Here is a 19,136-nt window from a genome sequence, read left to right on the forward strand (position 1 = left end):
GCCCAAGGGTGCACCAGTCCCGCCCCCTCCGCCTGAATCCTGATTCAGCGTAGCCTGGCGGGAATGGACACCATCACGAACGTCACAGTCCTGGGAACCGGGGTCCTCGGTTCCCAGATCGTCATGCAGGCCGCCTACGCGGGAAAGCAGGTCGTGGCCTACGACATCAGCCAGGAGCTCCTCGACAAGCTCCCTGACCGGTGGGAGTGGATTCGCCGGTACTACGCGACCGACGTCCCCGACTACACCGCCGACGCCTTCGACGCCGCAGTCGCCAGGATCAGCACGTCCACGGACCTCGCCGACGCCGTCAGTTCCGCCGACGTCGTCATCGAGGCCGTCCCGGAGAACCTCGAGCTCAAGAAGGAGGTGTGGTCCCAGGTCGGCGCAGCCGCCCCCGACCACACCATCCTGCTGACCAACTCGTCGTCACTGCGCCCCTCCGACATCGCCGGCGCCACCGGCAGTCCCGACCGGTTCCTGGCACTGCACTTCGCCAACCTCGTGTGGAAGTACAACACCGGCGAGGTGATGGCCACCCCGGAGACAGACCCGGCGGTGTTCGACAGGACAGTGGACTTCGCCACCGAGATCAACCTCGAGCCGATCCCGGTCCACAAGGAGATCCCCGGCTACCTCCTCAACAGCCTTCTGATCCCCTGGCTGGAGGCGGCGGCGGGCCTGTACATCGCCGAAGCCGCCAACCCGGCGGACATCGACCGGGACTGGAGGATCGCCACAGGGGCCCCGTCGGGCCCGTTCGAGGTGATGGACACCGTCGGATTCAACGTGTCCGTGAACATCACCCGCGGTGACCCTGACGCGACCGACGAGCAGAAGGCCTTCGCCGACCTCCTGCAGAAGCGCGGGATCGACACCGGCAGGGCCGGACTCGGGGACGGCGTCGGCTTCTACGAGTACGACGCAGACGGGGCGGTCCTGCGCCCGAACCCCGACTGGGAGATCTACTGACCCTGCCGCGACACCATCTCGGCGATCCACGTCGGTGCGTACGGGGACGTGCAGTTCTTCGGTGTCGGGTAGTCCTTGAGCACCCCGAGCCGCTCACCGATCGACACCGCACGGTCACGGAACCCCGGGTAGTGGATGCCGATCTGGGCGAGGCACTCGTTCTGCGCCCACTGCAGCCGCTCCTCGCTGTCGGCCATGGTGCTCTCCACCGTGTCGAGCAGCTCCGAGACCTCGGCCGGGTCAACCTCTCCCCCGCGTTTCACCAGCCGGTCGGTCGTCAGCGCCCACCCGGCCGAGGCGACGACAGGGTCGGGGTCGGTGAACCACCTGGCGCGCAACTCGTCGACGCATCCGCTCTTCATCACCACGTAGCTCAGCAACCAGTTGGCCACCTTCGGGGTCCGTGCGTCGCGCAGCATGCCGTCGAGGGTGTCGGCGTCCAGGTGCTTCGGGCGCAGCAGCAGGGTGGCGACCAGCCGGCACCCGGAGTCGCCGGTCGCCCACAGCTCAGTGCCGAGCGCGTGCTTCGCCGCCGGTGGCCGCCCTGTTCCGGCCTCCTTGGCGACGCCACGGAGCTTCGTCAGGTTCACCGCGTGGTCGTCACCGTGCCGTTCATTGACCTTCAGGATGTCCGGGTCGGCGAGCCCGGACAGTCGCTTGCGGACGTCGTCCACGGTGCTGGCAGTCTCAGTCATCCCTCCAGCATAGGTCCCTCCGGCCCCGGGGTGCCGGACACCGCGCCCCACCCTCAGAAGGCACTCACGGACCGGTCGAGTTCACCGCCTGCCGGCCGCACCCCGGGGTCACCCGCGGCAGTCTGCCAGCTGGTGGTGTAGGTAAGCTGGTCCGCGGCGCCCAGGACCTCGCCGTGGTACCAGTCCACCTGGGTCCGCGACGCGTCCACGTCCACGACCATCGTCCCGTGCCTGCTGAGGTCGACGTACTTGTACCAGGGGTCGGCCTCGGCGAGGAGCCTCTCCCCGACGCGCAGCACCTCACCCACCGCCGGTGCGGCGGCGGGCGCCGGGACGATGGAGTCGAAGGCGCTGGCGGCGGTGACCGACGGAACGACGAACTCGGCGGCCGCCACCGTCCTGTCCCTGCCCAGCCGGTAGTCCCCCGCCCGCGCGGGGATGTCCGCCGCCCAGGAGGAGTGGATGTCCCCGGTGAGGAAGACGACGTTCATGTCACGCCGTCCCGCCGCGGTCCGGCTGTCCATGACCAGGTCGACGATGCGCTGACGCTCCGCCGTGTACCCGTCCCACTGGTCCGTGTTCAGCGAGACCCCCTCCGGCGGCAGGCCGACGGTGTCGACCAGCCAGTCGTGCAGCCGCGGGTCGAGCGAGTGCGGCAGGGTCATCGGGGCGAACATCACCGAGTTCCCCACCAACTGCCAGGTCGTGGACGAGGTCGACATGACGTTGGCGAACCAGTCGAACTGGTTCCGGCCCATCATCGTGCGGCCCTCATCTGCGACGGTGAGGGCGGAACCCTGGATGTCGCGGTAGGTGCGCAGGTCGGGGAGGATGATCTCGGCGAGGGTGCCGTAGCGCAGGTGACGGTAGAGATGCCGGCTGTCGTCCGTGCCGAAGCCTTCACCGGCCCGGACAGGCATCCACTCGTAGTAGGCCCGGGTCGCGGCCTGCCGCACCACGGCGTACTCCTCCGGCCCGCCGTACTCGGAGTCACCGGTGGCGCCGTCACGCCACGCGTTGTCGAAGAACTCGTGGTCGTCCCAGATGCAGATCATCGGCTTGGCGGCGTGCAGGTCCGCCAGGTCCCGGTCGCGACGGTAGTGCCCCTGCCGGATCCGGTAGTCGGCGAGGGTCGTCGTGCGTTGCGCCGGTTCCACCCTGCGCACGGTCGTGCCGTAGGCGGCGCCGTACTTCCCGGTCTCGTACTCGTAGGTGTAGTCACCCAGGTGCAGGACGAACTCCACGTCGTCCCGGTCGGCGAGTTCCCGGTAGGACCGGAAGTAGCCGGCCTCGTAGTTCGCGCAGGAACACACCCCGAACCGGAGACGGTCCGGGGTGGTGCCCTCCGCAGGGGTGGTGCGCGTCCTGCCCGTCCGGGAGACCGCGCCCGCGGAGGGGCCGTCCAGCACGGTGAACCGGTAGCGGTAGGTTGTCGCCGGCGTGAGTCCGGTGACGTTGACCTTCACGGTGTGGTCGCGGTCGGGCCCCGTGGTCAGTTCACCGGAGGCGACGGTGTCGGCGAACCCGGGGTCGGTGGACACCTCCCAACGCACGCGCGTCGGATCCCCCGCCCCTGAGCCCGGTGTGGCCTGCGGGGTGGGGGTGACCCGGGTCCAGATGACCACACTGTCCGGCCACGGGTCCCCGGAGGCGACGGAGTGCAGGAACGCTGCCCCGCCGTCGTTCCCCTCCGCGGTCGGGACGGCGGCTGGAACGGCGGCACCGGCGGGCCCTGCGGTGTGGAGACCACCGAGCGCCACTCCCGCGCCCGCGGTCACCGCGCCGGTGAGGAACCGTCGTCTCGTGACACCTCCCGCGGACCTGTGGGGCGGTACAGGTGATACAGGCGGCGTGGTATTCCTCGGCCTCATCGGCACAGCGTCATTCTCCGTCTCTCGTCCGGCACACCGGAGGACAACCGGTGGTCTAACCGGAAGGTCAGAGTATCCGCCCTGCGTGGCCGCCGCCGGTCAGATCAGGTTCCTTTCACCGACTGTTGCCCAGGAGTTCACCGGCGCTTAAGCTCAGCCGACGATCTCGTAGCTCTGCGCCGTGACACGGGCGGTGACACCGTCCGCGGTGATCAGGGCGGCGTCCGGCTGAGTCAGATCCACCACGAACCGGTCACCGACACTGGTGACCGTGCCACTCTCGAGCCCACCGGCGTTGTCGATCCCGGCCGCGTTGCCCAGGAGCCCGTACAGCTCGGGGTCACCGCCGGCACGGTAGGCCACGCCGTTGGCGTCACCGCCGCGGGTGGCGTCCCACCCCGCGTGGAAGTTCTCCGCCTGGCAGCCCCAGTCGAACCCGTCAGCCTCCTGACTGTCGCGGAACATGCAGATCATCGTGTCCTGCCCGTTGAGCGGGACCGTGTAGTCGGCCAGCTCGACGCGGTTCTGCTGCGGCGCACCCGCCTCAGGGGCCGACTTCGGGGCGACCGGCTGCTCGGGCGACTGCGCACCCCCGTCGGCGGGCACGGACCCCGGCGTCGGCTGCGGCGCCGACCCGTCCTGCGCGTCCCCCTCGTTGTCGTCGTCGGGGCCGGGCGTCATGTCACCGGAGACTGCGGCGTCATCAGGGTCCGCGCTCACCGCCGCCCCTCCGCCCTGCGCCTCGTCGATGCCCGCGCCGTCGTCGTCGCAGCCTGCGAGGAGAAGGCCGGCGGTGGTCACCACGGCGAGCCCCGCGGTGGGCAGGAGCCTGCCTCGTCGAGTTCCGGTCACATCACGCACAGAGCTCATCTCCAGTATCTGTAGTTCACAGCAGTGTCATCTCTACCGTGCCACACCTGTCCCGTGCCGCGCTACAGGACGGTCATCCGACGTATCCCCTCCGTTCGCTACGATGGCGGAAATGGCGATGTCAGTGTTCCGGGACCGCCGCGGTCCCGTTCTCATAGCGATCATGCTGTCGTCCGCCCTCATGGCGGTGGACGCCACGGTACTGGCCACAGCCGTGCCCAGTATCGTCGCCGACCTCGGCGAGTTCTCCCGCTACCCCTGGCTGTTCTCCGGGTACCTGCTGGCACAGGCCGTCACCGTCCCGGTGTTCTCCAGGCTCGCCGACACCTACGGCCGCAAACCGGTGATCCTCACCGGAATCGCGGTATTCATCCTCGGCTCCGCCCTGGCGGTCCTCGCCCCGAGCATGACCGCCCTGATTCTCTGCAGGATCGTGCAGGGCATCGGCGCCGGAGCGGTGCAGCCGATGGGCCAGACCATCGCCGGCGACATCTACACGGTGCGCGAACGGGCGAAGGTCCAGGGATACCTGGCCAGCGTCTGGGCGGTGTCCTCCATGCTCGGCCCGCTGATCGGCGGCGCGTTCTCCCAGTACATCTCGTGGCGCTGGATCTTCGCCGTCAACATCCCGCTGGGCATTCTCGCCGCCGTCATGGTCTGGCGCAACTTCCACGAGAACGTCGAGAAGACACGCCACCGCATCGACGTCGAAGGGGCGTTGGTCCTCACCCTCGGCCTGACACTGCTGCTCCTCGGCCTGCTGGAAGGCGGTGAGGCATGGGCGTGGTCCTCCACTGCGTCGCTGGTGTGCTTCCTCGGCGGGACCGCCGCCCTGGCGCTGTTCGTGTACATCGAACGTCACGCCGCCGAACCCGTGGTCAACCTGCACCTCCTGTCCCGTCGGCTGATCGTGCACGCCGTGGTGATCTCCGCCGCGATCGGCGGGATCGTCCTGGGACTGACCAGTTTCGTCCCGACCTACCTGGAGCGGGCCGCCGGCGCCACACCGGTGACCGCCGGCATCGCCGTCGCGGCACTGACCATCGCCTGGCCGCTGGCCAGCGCGAACGCAGGGCGAATCTACGTACCGCACGGCTTCCGCGCCTCCATCACCCTGGGATCCTCGATCGTGACGGTCGGGACACTGCTGCTGCTCCTGGTCGTCGGGCAGCGCGAGATCTGGCTCATCGTCGCCGTCGCCCTGGTGCTGGGGGCCGGCCTGGGCTTCACCGCAGCACCCAACGTGGTGGCGGCGCAGTCCTCGGTCGGCTGGTCCGAACGCGCCGAGGTGACCGGGTTGACGATGTTCGCCCGTTCCGCCGGCAGCGCCGTCGCCGTCGCCGTGTACGGGACGGTCTCGAACGCCGTCATCGCCGACGGCTCCGGCGAGGCCGACCCCGACACGGTGGTCGACGCGACCACGGCGGTCTTCTACGGCGTCGTCGGAGCCGCACTGCTGCTGCTCGTCGCCGCATGGACGCTGCCCCGACGCCCACACGACTCCGACGGCTCCGACGATTCAGGCGGGTCAGGTGGGTCAGGCGGGGAACGCCCCGGTCGCATATGATCGGGGCATGAAGCTCATTCGCGTGGTCCTCAATGTTCTCTGGCTGGTCACGGGCGGAATCTGGCTGTCGCTCGGGTACATCCTATTCGGCCTCGTCGCCTGCATCTTCATCATCACCATCCCCGCCGGGGTGGCCTCGTTCCGGATGGCCAGCTACGCCTTGTGGCCCTTCGGCCGCACCGTGGTCCGGAAGCCCGGTGCCGGGGTGGGGTCCGGGCTGATGAACCTGGTCTGGTTCGTCGTGGCCGGACTCTGGCTGGCCATCGGGCACATCGCCACGTCAATCGTCCAGGCGATCACCGTCATCGGACTCCCCCTCGCCTGGGCGAACCTCAAGATGATCCCCGTGACCTGCTTCCCCTTCGGCAAGGAGATCGTCCCGGACTCCTCGGCGCAGGTCATCCCGGCCCCCTGACGCAGGATCCGTGCAGGATCCGGACAATTCCCGTACCCCCCTCTTCCTGAATGCGGCCTGTGTAACATTCCGCTGATGGCACACTCTTCTCCCCGCCCGGACTTCCCCGCGGATGATGGGCTGGACTACTTCCGAAAGCTCCAGGAGAAATACGAGCAGCGGGAATCCGGAAGAACATGGCATCACCGGGAAACCTGGCTGTGACGCTGCTCGTCGTTCTTGCAGGATCATTCACTCTGTGGCTACGGTACGATTCCTTCGGGCACAGGCCCCTCATCTTCTCCTTGGCAGCACTCCTCTCCGTCACCTTCTCCGGCACGCTGATGTGGGGCCTCATCCTGGTGCCTGTCGCCAGAACACGCAAAGCCTTTCCCCGGGTTGCCGTCGACGGAAATGACCTGTCAGTGACCCAACCCGCGAACTACTCAATGTTCGTCCTGTTCGCCATGATGGCCTGGCCGATGTCCGCGGTGTTCGTGTGGATGACGGGCGATTCCGATAACTTGTTTCCCGGTGGTGCGGCCACCCACTACGCCGGCTCAGCGTTCTTGGCGATAATGCCGTTGATCTTCCTGGCGATCGCCGCCGGAGGGTCAGAACTCACTGTCCGGGGTCACACCCTCACCTACAGAGCCGGCGCCTGGTCGTCAGGGACCATCGAACTCACCCCCTACGTCCGGACGAAAGTGATCAGTACCCGAGGCGTGGATAACCTGACCATCTCCGTGTACCCGAGTGTCCGGACCAAGACGATCGCCATCCCGCGAACCTCACGGCATGTGTCGATACCCGGACTTGCCGTCCCGCATCTCAGCCTCCACAGTGTCGCGACCCTCATCGACTGTCGAAGCGCAACCGGCACAGCCTCCGTCGACCTCGAACACAAGGATCCGTTCCCGCGCTTCCAGCCACGCTCGCTTCTCATCGCTCTCGGAGTCGTGACCCTCGTCATCGCAGCCACGGTCCAGGTCGGCTGGACGACGGCAGTGCCGGCCGCCTTCGTCGGACTGTCACTGTCCCTCCCCGTGACCAGCGTGATCCCGCGCGCCAGCATCCTCCGGCCCGAGGCCACCGAAAACGGAGACCGACTGTCGGTGACCTGTGGTTACGGTGGTCTCGTCCTCACTCCGGCATACCTGTTCCTGGCCATCGCGGCCGTGGTCTGCGCCCGACGGGCGCTCGCTGCGAATGACTTCTGGACCTTCCTCGTCTACGGCGCCCTCAGCATCGGGACATGTGCACTCCTGGTGAACTGGTCAGTGCGCTCATTCGGAGCCACCCGGATCTCAGCGGACTCAGAGAGGCTGATCGTGGACATGGGGGCGCTGTTCCACGCAGAGGTGGCGTTCAGTGACATCAGAACGGTGGAGCGTGAAGTCACACTCTGGCCCCGGCTCAAGGTATTCGCTGACGGACACGTGTCAGCGACGATTCTCGGTTTCGAGACCACACGCCGGTCGATCGTCATCGCGGCACCGTTCCTGCACGGTGTACACGTCGATAATCTCGCCTCGTCCCTGATGCGACGGAAGGTGGTACAGAAATCATCGCAGTCGACTCCACCGGCGCCACCGACGCCACAGGCACCTTTGTCGCGGTGATCCACCCCCCTCCCCTTCACCACCCGGCGCCGGTGGACCTGGCGTAGAGGTGCTCCGGGCGTCCCGAGCTCCCGTACCGTAGGCGCACGGTGACCACACCTCGTCCCGCCAGGGCCGACAACCGGCGCTGGGCCGTCGCACGCGAGACCCCGGTGAGCTCCGCGACCTCGGCGGCGGACCGTTCCTGCGTACCCAGGGCGTCGAGCACCAGATCCTCGGTGGTGCTGCCCGCCGCCGTCACCGGCTGCGAGGTCCCGTGCATCGCCGACAGAGCCCGGTCGATCTCCTCCTGCTTCATCGGGTGGGCGGTGCCCGTGATCCTCCGGAACCGGAGGTAGCGTTCCAGCCTGTCGACCAGCGACTGCCTGGTGAACGGCTTGACCAGGTACGCGTGAACCCCCGCGGTCAGTGCGCGGCGGACAGTCGCGGACTCCACCGCCGCGGAGAGGACGAACGCGTCCGTGGACATCCCGCGCACCAGCTCGATGCCGTCCCCGTCCGGCAGGTAGACGTCGGCGAGGACGAGGTCAGGCGGCCGGGCTGCGAGCGTCGCCCGCGCCCCTGCACAGGTCCCCACCGTCGCCTGGACCTCGAACCCCTCCACCCCCGAGACGATGTCCCCGTGGATCGAGGCGACCCGGAAGTCATCGTCGACAACCAGGACGCGCAGGTCACGTTGAGTGGACTTCGACGTCATCACTGTTCCTCGCTTTCGTGTGTCGGTTCGCCGCCGGCGCCGTCTGTGCCGACACCGCCGTCGGTGCCACTGGTGAACATGCCGGGGAGACGGACGCCGAAGACCGCACCCTGCCCCGGGACGCTCCCGCCCCGATCGATGACCCAGAGTTCACCGCGGCGCCGCGCCACCAGCTCCCGGGTCAGGGTCAGTCCTATGCCGTGGCCGTGAACGGGGTCGTCAGGGCCGGCCCCGCCCGTGGGCCCCGGCCCCGGGGCGCCGTCCAGACCACCGCCGGAGTCCGCCACCACCAGTGTCAGGGAACCCCCGTCCTGCATCGCGGTGACCTCGACCCACCGGTCACCGTCCGGGGCGGACAGCGCCGCGGTGACCGCGTTGTCCACCAGGTTACCCAGCACCGTGGCAACGTCCTCGACGGCTCCGGCGCCGTCGATCACGTCGAGCACCAACGTCTCCTCGCCGACCCGCAGGGCCACCCCCCGTTCGCTGGCCTCCATCGCCTTGCCGCCCAGGAAGGACTGGAGGAAAGGCTCCCCAAGCAGCTCCGCGCCCTGCAGAGGGAAATCCACCGGACCCCTGTCCGCCATGTCCTGGAGGAACGACCTGGCGTCCTCCACCCGTCCGGCGTCCAGGAGACCCGAGGCCGCGTGGATCCGGTTGGCGAATTCGTGACGCTGGACCCGCAGAGTCGACCCCAACGCCTGCACCGTGCCCAGCCGACGGGTCAGGGCGGCCAGGTCCGTCCGGTCACGGACCACGACGACAGTGCCGAGGTGCCGCCCGGCCCGCGTGACCGGACGGGCGTCCAGGTAGAGGACGCGCCCTCCGACGACGACGTTGTCAAAGGATCCGCTGAGCTCCTCCACCACCCGGGACGGCAGGCCGAGATCCTCCACCCTGGTGCGCCCCGCCCCGTCCCCCTCTGCACGCCCGATGCCGAGCAGTCGAGAGGCGACCTCGTTGACCACCTCGACCTCACCGTCCGGGGTCACCGAGAGCACGCCGTCGCCCACCCCGTCCAGGACCGCCGCCTGGTGCCGGACGAGTTCGACGAGGTCCTCCGGCTGCAGGCCGAGTGTGAGCCGCTCCCACCGCCGTCTCATCAGCACACTGGCCACGACCCCGATGAGAAGGGCGGTGAGCCCTGCCATCCCGACCCCGAACAGCACCAACGGCAGGTCGTCGAAGACACTGGCGCGCCGGAACCCCACGCTGACCTCCCCCACCGGTTCGCTGTCGGCGATGTCCCTGACCGAGTCGTCGGGGGCGTAGACCGGGACCTTCGCCCGGGCGGAGTGTCCGAGCGTACCGGTCTCCCAGGCGGTCACCTCCTCCCCGCGCAACGCCGCCTCGTGGTCGGTGCTGACCCGCTGGCCGATGCGGTCAGGGTCCGGGTGAGCCAGCCGGATGCCGTCGGCGTCGGTGATGACCACGAACAGGGCGCCGGTGCGGGTCTCCACTCCGGCGGCCAGGTCCGCCAGCCCCGGTGCGGGGGCTCCCCCCGGGACCTCTGCGCGGACCTGGGGGTCCTCGGCCACCGACCGGGCGATGGACACTGCTGAATGCATCGCTTCCTGCTTGAGCCGCTCCACCGACATCCAGGCGAAGACGCCGGAACACACCGCCACGACGGTGAAGACCGTCAGCAGCTGGAGGAGAAGAACTTTCGTTGAAAAACGCACGTCAGGAAGTGTACGGCACGGCAACGCAGAAGCAGTGAGCACAATGCGCACAAGTCATTGTTTGCACAGAAGATGATCTAACGCACACAACCATCGCACTGTGTCGCCGGTCACTTTAGTCTCAGCCTGTCCGGTCAGACACACCTGAAGGAGATGCGATGACCACCGCAGACAGTCTGCTGCTGGCGGCAGACTACAACCTGAGCCACACACCGTCCGACGGGATACTCGTCGCGCTCGGCTTCCTCATGATCCTCACGTTCATGGCACTGATCATGACCAGCCGCATGACTCCGATGCTGGCCCTGATCCTGGTGCCCACCGTGTTCGGCCTGATCGCCGGTGCCGGTCTCGGCATCGGCGACATGGTCATCGACGCGGTCAAGGACATGGCGCCGACCGCCGCGCTGCTGATGTTCGCGATCATGTACTTCGGCATCATGATCAACGTCGGGTTGTTCGACCCGCTGATCACCTGGATCACCCGGATCCTCGGCAACGACCCGGCGAAGATCGTCTTCGGCACCGCGGTCCTCGCCGGGGTCGTCTCACTCGACGGTGACGGATCCACCACCTACATCATCACCACCTCGGCGATGCTGCCGCTGTACATCCGGCTCGGGATGAGCCCGGTCATCCTGACCTGTGTGGCCGGCCTGGTCAACGGCACGATGAACATCGTGCCGTGGGGTGGCCCGACCGTCCGCGCCGCGGCCGCCCTCGGCGTCGACCCGTCCGAGGTCTTCGTCCCCATGCTGCCGTCGCTGGCCGCCGGACTGGTGATCTGCTTCGTCTTCGCATGGCTCATGGGCCAGGCCGAGCGCAAGCGCCTCGGACGACTCGAGACCTCCCACCTGACCGGGATGACGCCGCGCACCGGCGACACCGGGCCCGACACCGAATCCGGCAGCGGTTCCGGCGGTACCGCAGTGCAGACGTCGATGGCGGACACCATGCTCGACCCGAACCGGGCGTCACTGCGGCCGAAGCTGCTGTGGTTCAACCTCGTGCTCACCATCGTCCTGATGGCACTGCTCGTCGCCGACCTCTTCCCCCTCGCCTACGTCTTCATGGTGGGCGCCGCCATCGCCCTCACGGTGAACTTCCCCCGCCTGAAGGACCAGGCCAACGAGATCGTCGCGCACTCCAGCTCCATCGTGGCCGTCGTGGGCATGGTGCTCGCCGCCGGCGTCCTCGTCGGTGTGCTGGACGGCACGGGCATGGTCACCGCCATGGCGGAGTGGATCACCTCGATCATCCCGGACTCCCTCGGCGGCTACCTGGCCCCGATCACCGGCCTGCTGTCGATGCCGATGACCTTCTTCATGTCCAACGACGCCTTCTACTTCGGCATCCTGCCAGTCCTCTCCGAGAGCGCGGCACACTTCGGCATCGAACCGGTGCAGATGGCCCAGGCGTCGATCACCGGACAGCCGGTCCACATGCAGTCCCCCCTGGTCCCCGCGATCCTGCTGCTGGTCTCGCTGGCCAACGTCGACCTGGGAGCCCACCACCGCAAGGTGCTGTGGCGGGCCGTCGTGGTGTCGGTGGTCATGCTGGCCGTCGGTATCCTCCTCGGCCCCATCCCCTCCCACGTGGGCTGACCGCCACGGCACACCACCCGGTCAACTGACCTGGTCGAACCGGACCTCGGACATGGTGGCGTTGACGTTCACAGTCACCGTGTTCCCGGCGTTCCCGGAGTTCCCGGCGTCCCCCCTTCCCTTGACCAGGGTGCCGTCGAGGGTGTCGCAGTCGACCTCGCTCATCGACAGCGACTCACAGCTCAGACGTACCCGGTAGGACGGCCCGTCCGTGGTCTCGGGGAAGACCACACCCACCGACCCCATGGTGGTCGTCAGGTTGATCTCGCTGTCGCGCTCCACGGTGGCCCCGGTGAAGTCGAGGGTCGGTGAACTCATGGTGAAGGTGTAGTCCAGGTCGCCGTCCACCGTCCGGACGGTCTGCGTGCCGCTGGCGAAGGTGCCGGAGGTGGAGTTGCCCTCCACCGAGGTGACACCGCCCCACCGGGGGAACAGCACCGTGCCCAGGACAATGGCACCGCCGACGAGCGCGAGGACGACAGCCAGGACCGCGGCGACGACGAGGGCCCTGAGCCCGCGGCGCTTCTTCTTCGGCTCCCCGGCCGTGGCCCCAGGGTCCTCGACAGGCTCACCCGGGTCCGGCAGGTCCCAGGCGAAGGGCGCCGTGCCCAGCGGGTCCCACGACGGCGGCTGCGTCCGCGGCGGTTCGAAACCCGGCGCGGCCTCGACCCCGTCCAGGTTGATGGTCGGCGCGTCGGCCGCCGCCCGCCATGTGGCGTCCCCGTGCGGGGAGGAGGACGCGGGGGCGTCCGACTCGGCTGACGGTGCCGCCGGGGCCGCCGGGTCTGACGGCACCGGACCGCGGTGGTCGTCCCGGTCGAGCAGCCCGGTGGGCGCCACCGGCTGACGCTCGTACAGCAGCCACCAGGCCACACCGGTCAGCGCGGCGGACACCACGATGCCGGTCAGCGTGATCCCCCCGCTGAAGATCCCGCCGAACACCAGGAACACCGCGCCGACGACGAGGGTGCCGACCGCGAGCGACCGGTCCTCGGAGAAGCGGGGGTCGCGCTCACCGCGCAGGAGCACGTCCAGCGGGGATTTCGGGACGGTGTAGCGCCGCATCACCAGCAGGGCGATGCCGTAGACCCACAGGCCGACGCCGCCGAGGAAGGCCATCAGGACGAACACCAGCCGCACGAGCAGCGGCGAGACCTGGTAGCGCACGGCGATGCCCTCGCACACACCGAAGAACCAGGACCTGGTCGACTGACTGCGGGGGAATCGGACGGGGCGGGTGTCCCACATCCGGCGGACGGTGGATTCGAAGGTGCCCCGGGGGTTGCCCGTACCCGGGGTCGTTGACTGTGTGCCGTAACTCATGGACCCCATTCTTCGCGGACCTCCAGCCAACCACATCGGGGATGCCCCGGATATCGACCCTGATCATCTCCCCTGAGGGGCGACCTCCCGAGGATCTCAGGGAGGTCCCCGATACCCTGACCCGGCCGCCCCTGGCAGTCTTGGACCCATGTCCCACCTTCCCGCTACGAGAGGGCGCCCCGCAGGACGTCCCGGCTCGCCCACCCCGGACCTGTTCCGGGTCGCCGACGGCAAAGTCATCGCCGGGGTGTGCACCGGCCTCGCCGCGCACCTGGGTGTCAGGCTCACCGCGGTGCGCCTGGTCTTCGCCCTGGCCACCACCGTCGCCGGAGTGGGCGTGATCGCCTACTTCGCCCTGTGGGTGTTCACCACCCGGGTAGGCACCGCCGGTGAGGCGTCCAACTCGACGTCCGAACGGTCCGTGAGGCAGCGCGGCCTCGACCCCGGTCTGGTGAACAGGCCGGTCGCCGGGGTGGACCGGCTGCTGGTCGTACTGGCACTGGTCCTGTTCCTCGGTGGCGCGGCGATGCGTCCACAGGTCGCGGTGAGCGTGCTGCTGCTGGCCGGCGGTGTGCTGCTGGTGTGGCGGACCTTCGGCCCGAACGCCCTCGCCGGAGCCTCCGGCCCACAGGGTCAGCCGGCACCGCCCGGCCGGGTGCCCGGCGGACTGCAGTGGGCGAGCCTCGTCGGCGGCCTGGTGCTGCTGGCCGTCGGCATCGGCTACACCGTCTTCGGTATCCGGGTGGAGGAGTCCGGCGACACCCCCGGTGGCCCGACCGGTGCCGGCGGGGTGATCGTCCCCGCCCTCATCGCCGCCGTCGCACTGATCGCCGGTCTCGTGGTGGTCCTGATCCCCCTGTGGCTGCGCCTGTGGTCGATGGCGAACACCAACGCCCGGGAACGGGCCGCCGAGGAGGAGCGGGCGCGAATCGCCGCCCGCATCCACGACTCCGTCCTCCAGACCCTGACACTGATCCAGAAGAAGTCCGGTGAGCCGGAGATCGCGCAGATGGCCCGCAGCCAGGAACGGCAGCTGCGCCAGTGGCTCTTCGCCCCCGGCGAGTCCGTACGCACCGAGACCCTGTTCGGGGCCCTGCGTGTGGCCTGCGGCGAGGTCGAGGACACCTTCGGTGTGCAGATCCGTCCAGTGATCGTCGGTGAGGACCGCGACACCGACGACGCCGCCGTCGCCCTGCTGCTCGCCGGACGCGAGGCGATGGTCAACGCGGCGAAGCACTCCGGATGCCGGGAGGTCAACGTGTACCTGGAGGTCGACGACGACGGCACGGTGGAACTGTTCGTCCGCGACCGCGGCCCCGGCTTCGACGTCGAGTCGATCCCCGGGGACCGGCAGGGGGTGCGCACCTCGATTCTCGACCGGATGGACCGCGTCGGCGGTAGCGTGGAGATCGACTCGGGGCAGTTCGGCACCGAGGTCATCCTCAGGTTGGAAGGGCAGGCGCGGTGACAGGGACAGGGCCAGACGCAGGGCCAAGCTCGGGGGCCGACGCGGTGTCGGTGTTCCTCGTCGACGACCACTCCATGTTCCGCACCGGAGTCCGCGCCGAACTGACGGGCCACCCGGAGATCCGCGTGGTCGGTGAGGCCGGCTCCGTCGGGGACGCCGTCGACGGGATCAGGCAGACCGCACCGCAGGTCGTGCTGCTCGACGTCCACATGCCCGACGGTGGCGGACTGCAGGTGCTGCGGCGCCTCAGGGACGGCGCTGTGGCCTCCACCGACGAGGGGCCCCGCGTCCTCGGGCTCAGTGTCTCCGACGACCCCACCGACGTGATCTCCCTCATCAGGGGCGGCGCCCGGGGCTACGTGACGAAGAACATCAGCGGCCGCGAACTCGTGGACAGCATCCTCCGGGTGCATTCCGGGGACGCGGTGTTCTCCCCTCGGCTGGCCGGCTACGTCCTCGACGCCTTCACCGCCGGACCTGCGGACGACGGCCCGGCAGGCGCCCCCACCGGAGCGTCCGGCGCCCTCGGCACCGCCGGCGGCAGCCTCGGCAGCGTCGGCACCGTCGGACCCGACGACACGGACGACCCCACCCCGCTCCCCGACGACGCCGACCAGACCGTCCTGTCGACACTCACCCCGCGGGAGAAGGAGGTCCTGCGGCTGCTGGCGCGCGGCTACACCTACCGGGAGATGGCCGGACGGCTGTTCATCTCCGTGAAGACCGTGGAGACCCACGTCTCCAACGTCCTGCGCAAGACCCAGCAGACCAACCGACACTCCCTGTCACGGTGGGTGTCCGACAACAGACTGGGATAGGCGTGTAGAAGTGGTGGGCATGAGCAACCAGAACTCCAGCTACACCGTCAACGTTGTCCGCGAGACCGACCCCGGCGACACCGGGGGCTCCACCTGGTGCGCCGCGGTGGTCGGGGTCGACGGGGCAGTTGCCTGGGGCGATGACTTCGACGACCTCGAGACCGGCGTCCGCCGGAAACTCGCCGAGCTCGTCGGCGAACCCCACGGCGACGCCCCCGACCTCGTCTGGCAGATCGACAGTGACGCCGAGGCATCCCGCCAGGTGCCGTTGAACCCGATGTGACCGTGCCCATGGACCCCGCGACGATCACCCTGACCGCGCAGCTTCCCACCACCCCCACCCGGGCGTTCCGCGCACTGACCCGCGCCTCCCACCTGCGCCGATGGTTCGGTGACGTACTCGACTACGACCGTTCACTGCTCGTCTTCGGCGCCGGCCGGCAACTCACCTTCATCTCCGACGGGACAGTGGGGCAAGGGCAGGTCACGGTCTTCCGTCCCCCGTCGGTGCTGGAGTACAGCTGGAACAACGAGACCCTGCGCTTCGACCTCGACGCCGAAGGCGAGGAAACCTCCCTGACCTTCACCAACACCATCCACGGTGCAGAGGCGGAGACCATCGCCGAAGCCGCCCGCACCGAATGGGAGGACGCCCTGGACCGTCTGCGTGCACTCTTCACCGACCCACTCACCACCGTCGACACCGGAGGAGCAGAATGACCGGCCGCCCCACCCCGGACGACCGCCTGACCGAACGCTACGGGAGAGCTCAACCGTGGTCGCCGGACCGGTGGAACGACACCCTGGAGACCATCACCTCCCACCGGTCGGTCCGGCTGTGGCAGGACAGGGACGTCGACGACACCGTGCTCTCCACGGTCCTCGCCGCCGCGCAGTCCGCCCCGTCCTCCTCCAACAAACAGACCGTGTCCGTGGTGGCGGTGCGCGACCCCACGGTGAAGGAGCAGCTCGCGGGCATCGGCAAACGGATGTCCTCGCACGTCGCCACCGCCCCGGTGCTGCTGCTGTGGCTGGTGGACTTCTCGCAGATCCGGTTCCTCGCCGCCCGTGCGGAACAGGACGCGGAGAAGGCCGGTGACGGTGCCGGCGGTGAGATCCACGGCGTCTCCTCGCTGCCGCCCCACGACCTCGGCTCACTGGACTACCTGGATGAACCGGTGACCTCGGTGCTGGACATCGGCATCGCCTCCCAGACAGCCGCCGTCGCCGCGGAGTCGCTGGGGCTGGGCACGGTGTACCTGGGCTCGATGCGCAACGACATCGGCGCAGTCCAGGACATCCTCGGCATCCCGCAGGACGTCGTGCCCTTCCTCGGATTGGCGATCGGCTACGGCGACCCGGAGGAGAACGCCGGGGTGAAACCACGCCTCCCGATGGAACTCGTCGTCCACCACGACCGGTACAACCCGAGGACAGACGGAGACGGCCCGAAGGAACGGGCCCGGCTCCTCGCCGACTACGACGAGGCCCTGGCAAGGTACTTCGCCCGCTACGGACAACATCCGCAGTGGTCCGCCCAGACCCTGCACCGGGTGTCACGGAACGCCGCGACAAAGACGAAACGCCACCTGATCCGCCGGTTCCTGGAGAAAGCGGGCTTCGGGTTGCACTGACTCACCCCGGCGATCCGCGTCCCGACCGGTCCGCCCTAGCCTCCGGCCCCTCCCCCGGACTCTGCCTCTGGCTCCGCGCCCGCCCGACGCGGCAACCCCACAGGCCGGTGTGACCGACCAGCGGGGTTGCTAGGCTGCGGAGCCATGACGCGACGACCACCTGCCGGCACAGACCTCCACAGCACCCTCACCGGTCTCGACGGTGCGGGCTACGGCGCGTACAGGAAGCTGCGCGGCACCCACCGGCTGCACACCGACGACGGTGTCCCGGTCGACCTCTCCATCGACAAGGTCCAGGCAGACCCCTTCGCTCCGCCGTCGCTGGTGCAGGTCAGCGTGCCGTTGTCGTCGACCGGGATACCGTCGCAGCTGGTGGACACCCACCAGGGCAGCGTGCCGGTGCGCGACCACCTGACCCGGCGGGTCGCCGCCGCGGTGGACGTGCACAACCCGACCGGCGGCAAAGGCTCCGGGTTCCTCACCGTCGACCGCCCGGGGCAGCAGGTGCTCGACCGCAGCAGTGTGGTCGTCGACGTGGACGACGACCGGGTCACCGTCCGGATGGAGGCGGCGATGCCTGCCCAGGGTCGTCGGATCCGGGGCCGGGCGGCCGCCGCGTTGCTGTGCGGGGCCCTGCCCGCCGTCGTGCAGGACGCGCTTGTGGGGCTCGACGGCGACGACCTCGACGAACTGGCGCGGGCCCACGAGACATTCCGCGACCAGGAGTTCCTGCGCGGGTCGCTGGACAGGATGGGCCTCGTCGGCTTCGTGGCGGACGGTTCGGTACTGCCCAGGGCGGCCGGCAACTCCCAGCGTCCGCTCGCAGGGGCGGTGCCGTTCGAGTCCCCGGAATCGCTGCGGCACAGTGTGGCTCTTCCGTCGGGGCGGACCGTCACCGGGCTGGGTGTGCCGGTGGGGGTCACCCCTCATCGTCGGCGGCGGGTACCACGGCAAGTCCACCCTGCTCCGCACTCTCGAACTGGGCGTCTACAACCACGTCCCAGGGGACGGCCGTGAGTTCGCCGTCACCGACCCCGACGCTGTCGCGCTGCGGGCGGAGGACGGACGTGCGGTCACCGACGTGGACATCTCCCCCCTTCCTGCACGACCTTCCCGGCGCAGGGTCCGCGCCCGACACTCGCTGTTTCTCCACCACCAACGCCTCAGGCTCCACCTCGCAGGCGGCGGGGCTGGTCGAGGCTCTGGACTGCGGGGTGGGGACGTTGCTGATCGACGAGGACACCTCGGCAACGAACTTCATGATCCGTGACGACCGGATGCGCACCCTCGTCCCGGCGACGAAGGAGCCGATCACCCCGCTGGTGGACCGCGTCCGCTCCCTGTGGGAGGACCACGGTGTGTCCACGGTGCTGGTGGCCGGCGGTTCAGGCATGTTCATCGACGTCGCCGACACGGTGGTGATGCTCGACAGCTACCGTCCTGTCGACGTCACCGACCGTGCGCGCGAGCTCGCCGGGCCGGCCGGGGGTTCTGCGATGCAGCGGCCGGAGCCGCGTCGCCCGGGTGGGGCGTCCTTCAGCCCGACACCCGCCGGCGGTCACGGTGGTCACGGTAGTCACGGTGGTCGCGGTTCCCGTCCGCCGCAGGCGAAGGGGCTGCACACCGTCCGTGTCGGCGACGGGTCCGTCGACCTGTCCGCCTGGTCGCAGCTGGTGGACCCGTCCCAGACGAATGCGGTGGCAGCGGCGCTGGCCCTGGTCGACCTCGACGGGGAGACGCCGCTGAAGGACATCGTCGACCGGATCGTCCGACGGATCGGGGAGGACGGTCTGGACGTCCTGTCCGCCCACGGCCGGGGACGTCATCCGGGGCGGCTCGCGGGGATCCGACGCCACGAGATCGCCGCCGCGGTGAACCGGTACCGGGGACTGCGTCCGCGACGTGGCGGGTGACTCCCC

At 69.2% G+C, this 19,136-nt stretch carries 16 protein-coding genes and 1 pseudogene; 11 read left to right on the forward strand and 6 right to left on the reverse strand.

Features of this window, described 5'->3' with window-relative positions:
• Positions 1-63: 63 nt before the first annotated feature.
• Positions 64-972 carry a 3-hydroxyacyl-CoA dehydrogenase gene (locus Q0A34_RS07360; protein ID WP_291479353.1) on the forward strand — a complete coding sequence of 303 codons (909 nt, stop codon included), beginning with the start codon at positions 64-66 and terminating at the stop codon, positions 970-972.
• Here Q0A34_RS07360 and Q0A34_RS07365 read toward each other — a convergent pair.
• The 3 genes from Q0A34_RS07365 to Q0A34_RS07375 form a co-directional block, all read right to left on the reverse strand.
• Positions 966-1,667, reverse strand: a complete 702-nt coding sequence (locus Q0A34_RS07365; protein ID WP_291479354.1) for a DNA alkylation repair protein — start codon at positions 1,665-1,667, stop codon at positions 966-968. The two genes, Q0A34_RS07360 and Q0A34_RS07365, sit on opposite strands and share 7 nt — an antisense overlap.
• 53 nt (positions 1,668-1,720) lie before the next feature.
• Positions 1,721-3,445, reverse strand: coding sequence for an alkaline phosphatase D family protein (locus Q0A34_RS07370; protein WP_291479355.1), 1,725 nt, complete (start codon positions 3,443-3,445; stop codon positions 1,721-1,723).
• 246 nt (positions 3,446-3,691) lie between these two features.
• The gene (locus Q0A34_RS07375; protein ID WP_291479356.1) at positions 3,692-4,408 is read right to left on the reverse strand and encodes a hypothetical protein; all 717 of its coding nucleotides are present in this window, start codon (positions 4,406-4,408) and stop codon (positions 3,692-3,694) included.
• A 163-nt stretch (positions 4,409-4,571) separates the two neighbouring features.
• Between Q0A34_RS07375 and Q0A34_RS07380 the strand changes: the two genes are divergently transcribed.
• The 3 genes from Q0A34_RS07380 (at position 4,572) to Q0A34_RS07390 (ending at position 7,991) form a co-directional block, all read left to right on the forward strand.
• Complete coding sequence (locus Q0A34_RS07380; RefSeq protein WP_291479357.1) at positions 4,572-5,975, forward strand: MFS transporter; 1,404 nt, start codon at positions 4,572-4,574, stop codon at positions 5,973-5,975.
• 7 nt (positions 5,976-5,982) lie between these two features.
• Positions 5,983-6,390, forward strand: coding sequence for a YccF domain-containing protein (locus tag Q0A34_RS07385; protein ID WP_291479358.1), 408 nt, complete (start codon positions 5,983-5,985; stop codon positions 6,388-6,390).
• Positions 6,391-6,674: 284 nt separating this feature from the next.
• Positions 6,675-7,991 (forward strand): hypothetical protein, encoded by a 1,317-nt coding sequence (locus Q0A34_RS07390; protein ID WP_291479359.1) that lies wholly within the window; start codon positions 6,675-6,677, stop codon positions 7,989-7,991.
• Between the two features lie 16 nt (positions 7,992-8,007).
• Here Q0A34_RS07390 and Q0A34_RS07395 read toward each other — a convergent pair whose 3' ends face one another.
• On the reverse strand, positions 8,008-8,688 hold the full coding sequence (locus Q0A34_RS07395; protein WP_291479360.1) for a response regulator: 681 nt from the start codon (positions 8,686-8,688) through the stop codon (positions 8,008-8,010).
• Positions 8,688-10,370: a sensor histidine kinase gene (locus tag Q0A34_RS07400; RefSeq protein WP_291479361.1), complete on the reverse strand. Its 1,683-nt coding sequence runs from the start codon at positions 10,368-10,370 to the stop codon at positions 8,688-8,690. The genes Q0A34_RS07395 and Q0A34_RS07400 overlap by 1 nt, the downstream gene beginning before the upstream one ends.
• A gap of 158 nt (positions 10,371-10,528) precedes the next feature.
• Between Q0A34_RS07400 and Q0A34_RS07405 the strand changes: the two genes are divergently transcribed.
• Positions 10,529-11,974 (forward strand): CitMHS family transporter, encoded by a 1,446-nt coding sequence (locus Q0A34_RS07405; RefSeq protein ID WP_291479362.1) that lies wholly within the window; start codon positions 10,529-10,531, stop codon positions 11,972-11,974.
• A gap of 21 nt (positions 11,975-11,995) precedes the next feature.
• Here Q0A34_RS07405 and Q0A34_RS07410 read toward each other — a convergent pair whose 3' ends face one another.
• Positions 11,996-13,297, reverse strand: a complete 1,302-nt coding sequence (locus tag Q0A34_RS07410) for a PspC domain-containing protein (protein WP_291479363.1) — start codon at positions 13,295-13,297, stop codon at positions 11,996-11,998.
• Between the two features lie 148 nt (positions 13,298-13,445).
• On the opposite strand from Q0A34_RS07410, the gene Q0A34_RS07415 reads away from it, so the two are divergent.
• The 6 genes and pseudogenes from Q0A34_RS07415 (at position 13,446) to Q0A34_RS07440 (ending at position 19,130) form a co-directional block, all read left to right on the forward strand.
• On the forward strand, positions 13,446-14,765 hold the full coding sequence (locus tag Q0A34_RS07415) for an ATP-binding protein (protein ID WP_291479364.1): 1,320 nt from the start codon (positions 13,446-13,448) through the stop codon (positions 14,763-14,765).
• A complete protein-coding gene (locus Q0A34_RS07420) occupies positions 14,762-15,583 on the forward strand; it encodes a response regulator transcription factor (protein WP_291479365.1) in 822 nt (273 codons plus the stop codon). Before Q0A34_RS07415 ends, Q0A34_RS07420 begins: the two co-directional genes overlap by 4 nt.
• Positions 15,584-15,602: 19 nt before the next feature.
• Positions 15,603-15,866: a hypothetical protein gene (locus tag Q0A34_RS07425; RefSeq protein ID WP_291479366.1), complete on the forward strand. Its 264-nt coding sequence runs from the start codon at positions 15,603-15,605 to the stop codon at positions 15,864-15,866.
• Positions 15,863-16,303, forward strand: coding sequence for an SRPBCC domain-containing protein (locus Q0A34_RS07430; RefSeq protein WP_291479367.1), 441 nt, complete (start codon positions 15,863-15,865; stop codon positions 16,301-16,303). Before Q0A34_RS07425 ends, Q0A34_RS07430 begins: the two co-directional genes overlap by 4 nt.
• The gene (locus Q0A34_RS07435) at positions 16,300-17,217 is read left to right on the forward strand and encodes a nitroreductase family protein (RefSeq protein WP_291479368.1); all 918 of its coding nucleotides are present in this window, start codon (positions 16,300-16,302) and stop codon (positions 17,215-17,217) included. The genes Q0A34_RS07430 and Q0A34_RS07435 overlap by 4 nt, the downstream gene beginning before the upstream one ends.
• Before the next feature lie 144 nt (positions 17,218-17,361).
• Positions 17,362-19,130, forward strand: a pseudogene (locus Q0A34_RS07440) (ABC-ATPase domain-containing protein).
• Positions 19,131-19,136 lie beyond the last annotated feature (6 nt).

This window comes from Corynebacterium sp., assembly GCF_022712195.1.
Lineage (GTDB): Bacteria > Actinomycetota > Actinomycetes > Mycobacteriales > Mycobacteriaceae > Corynebacterium.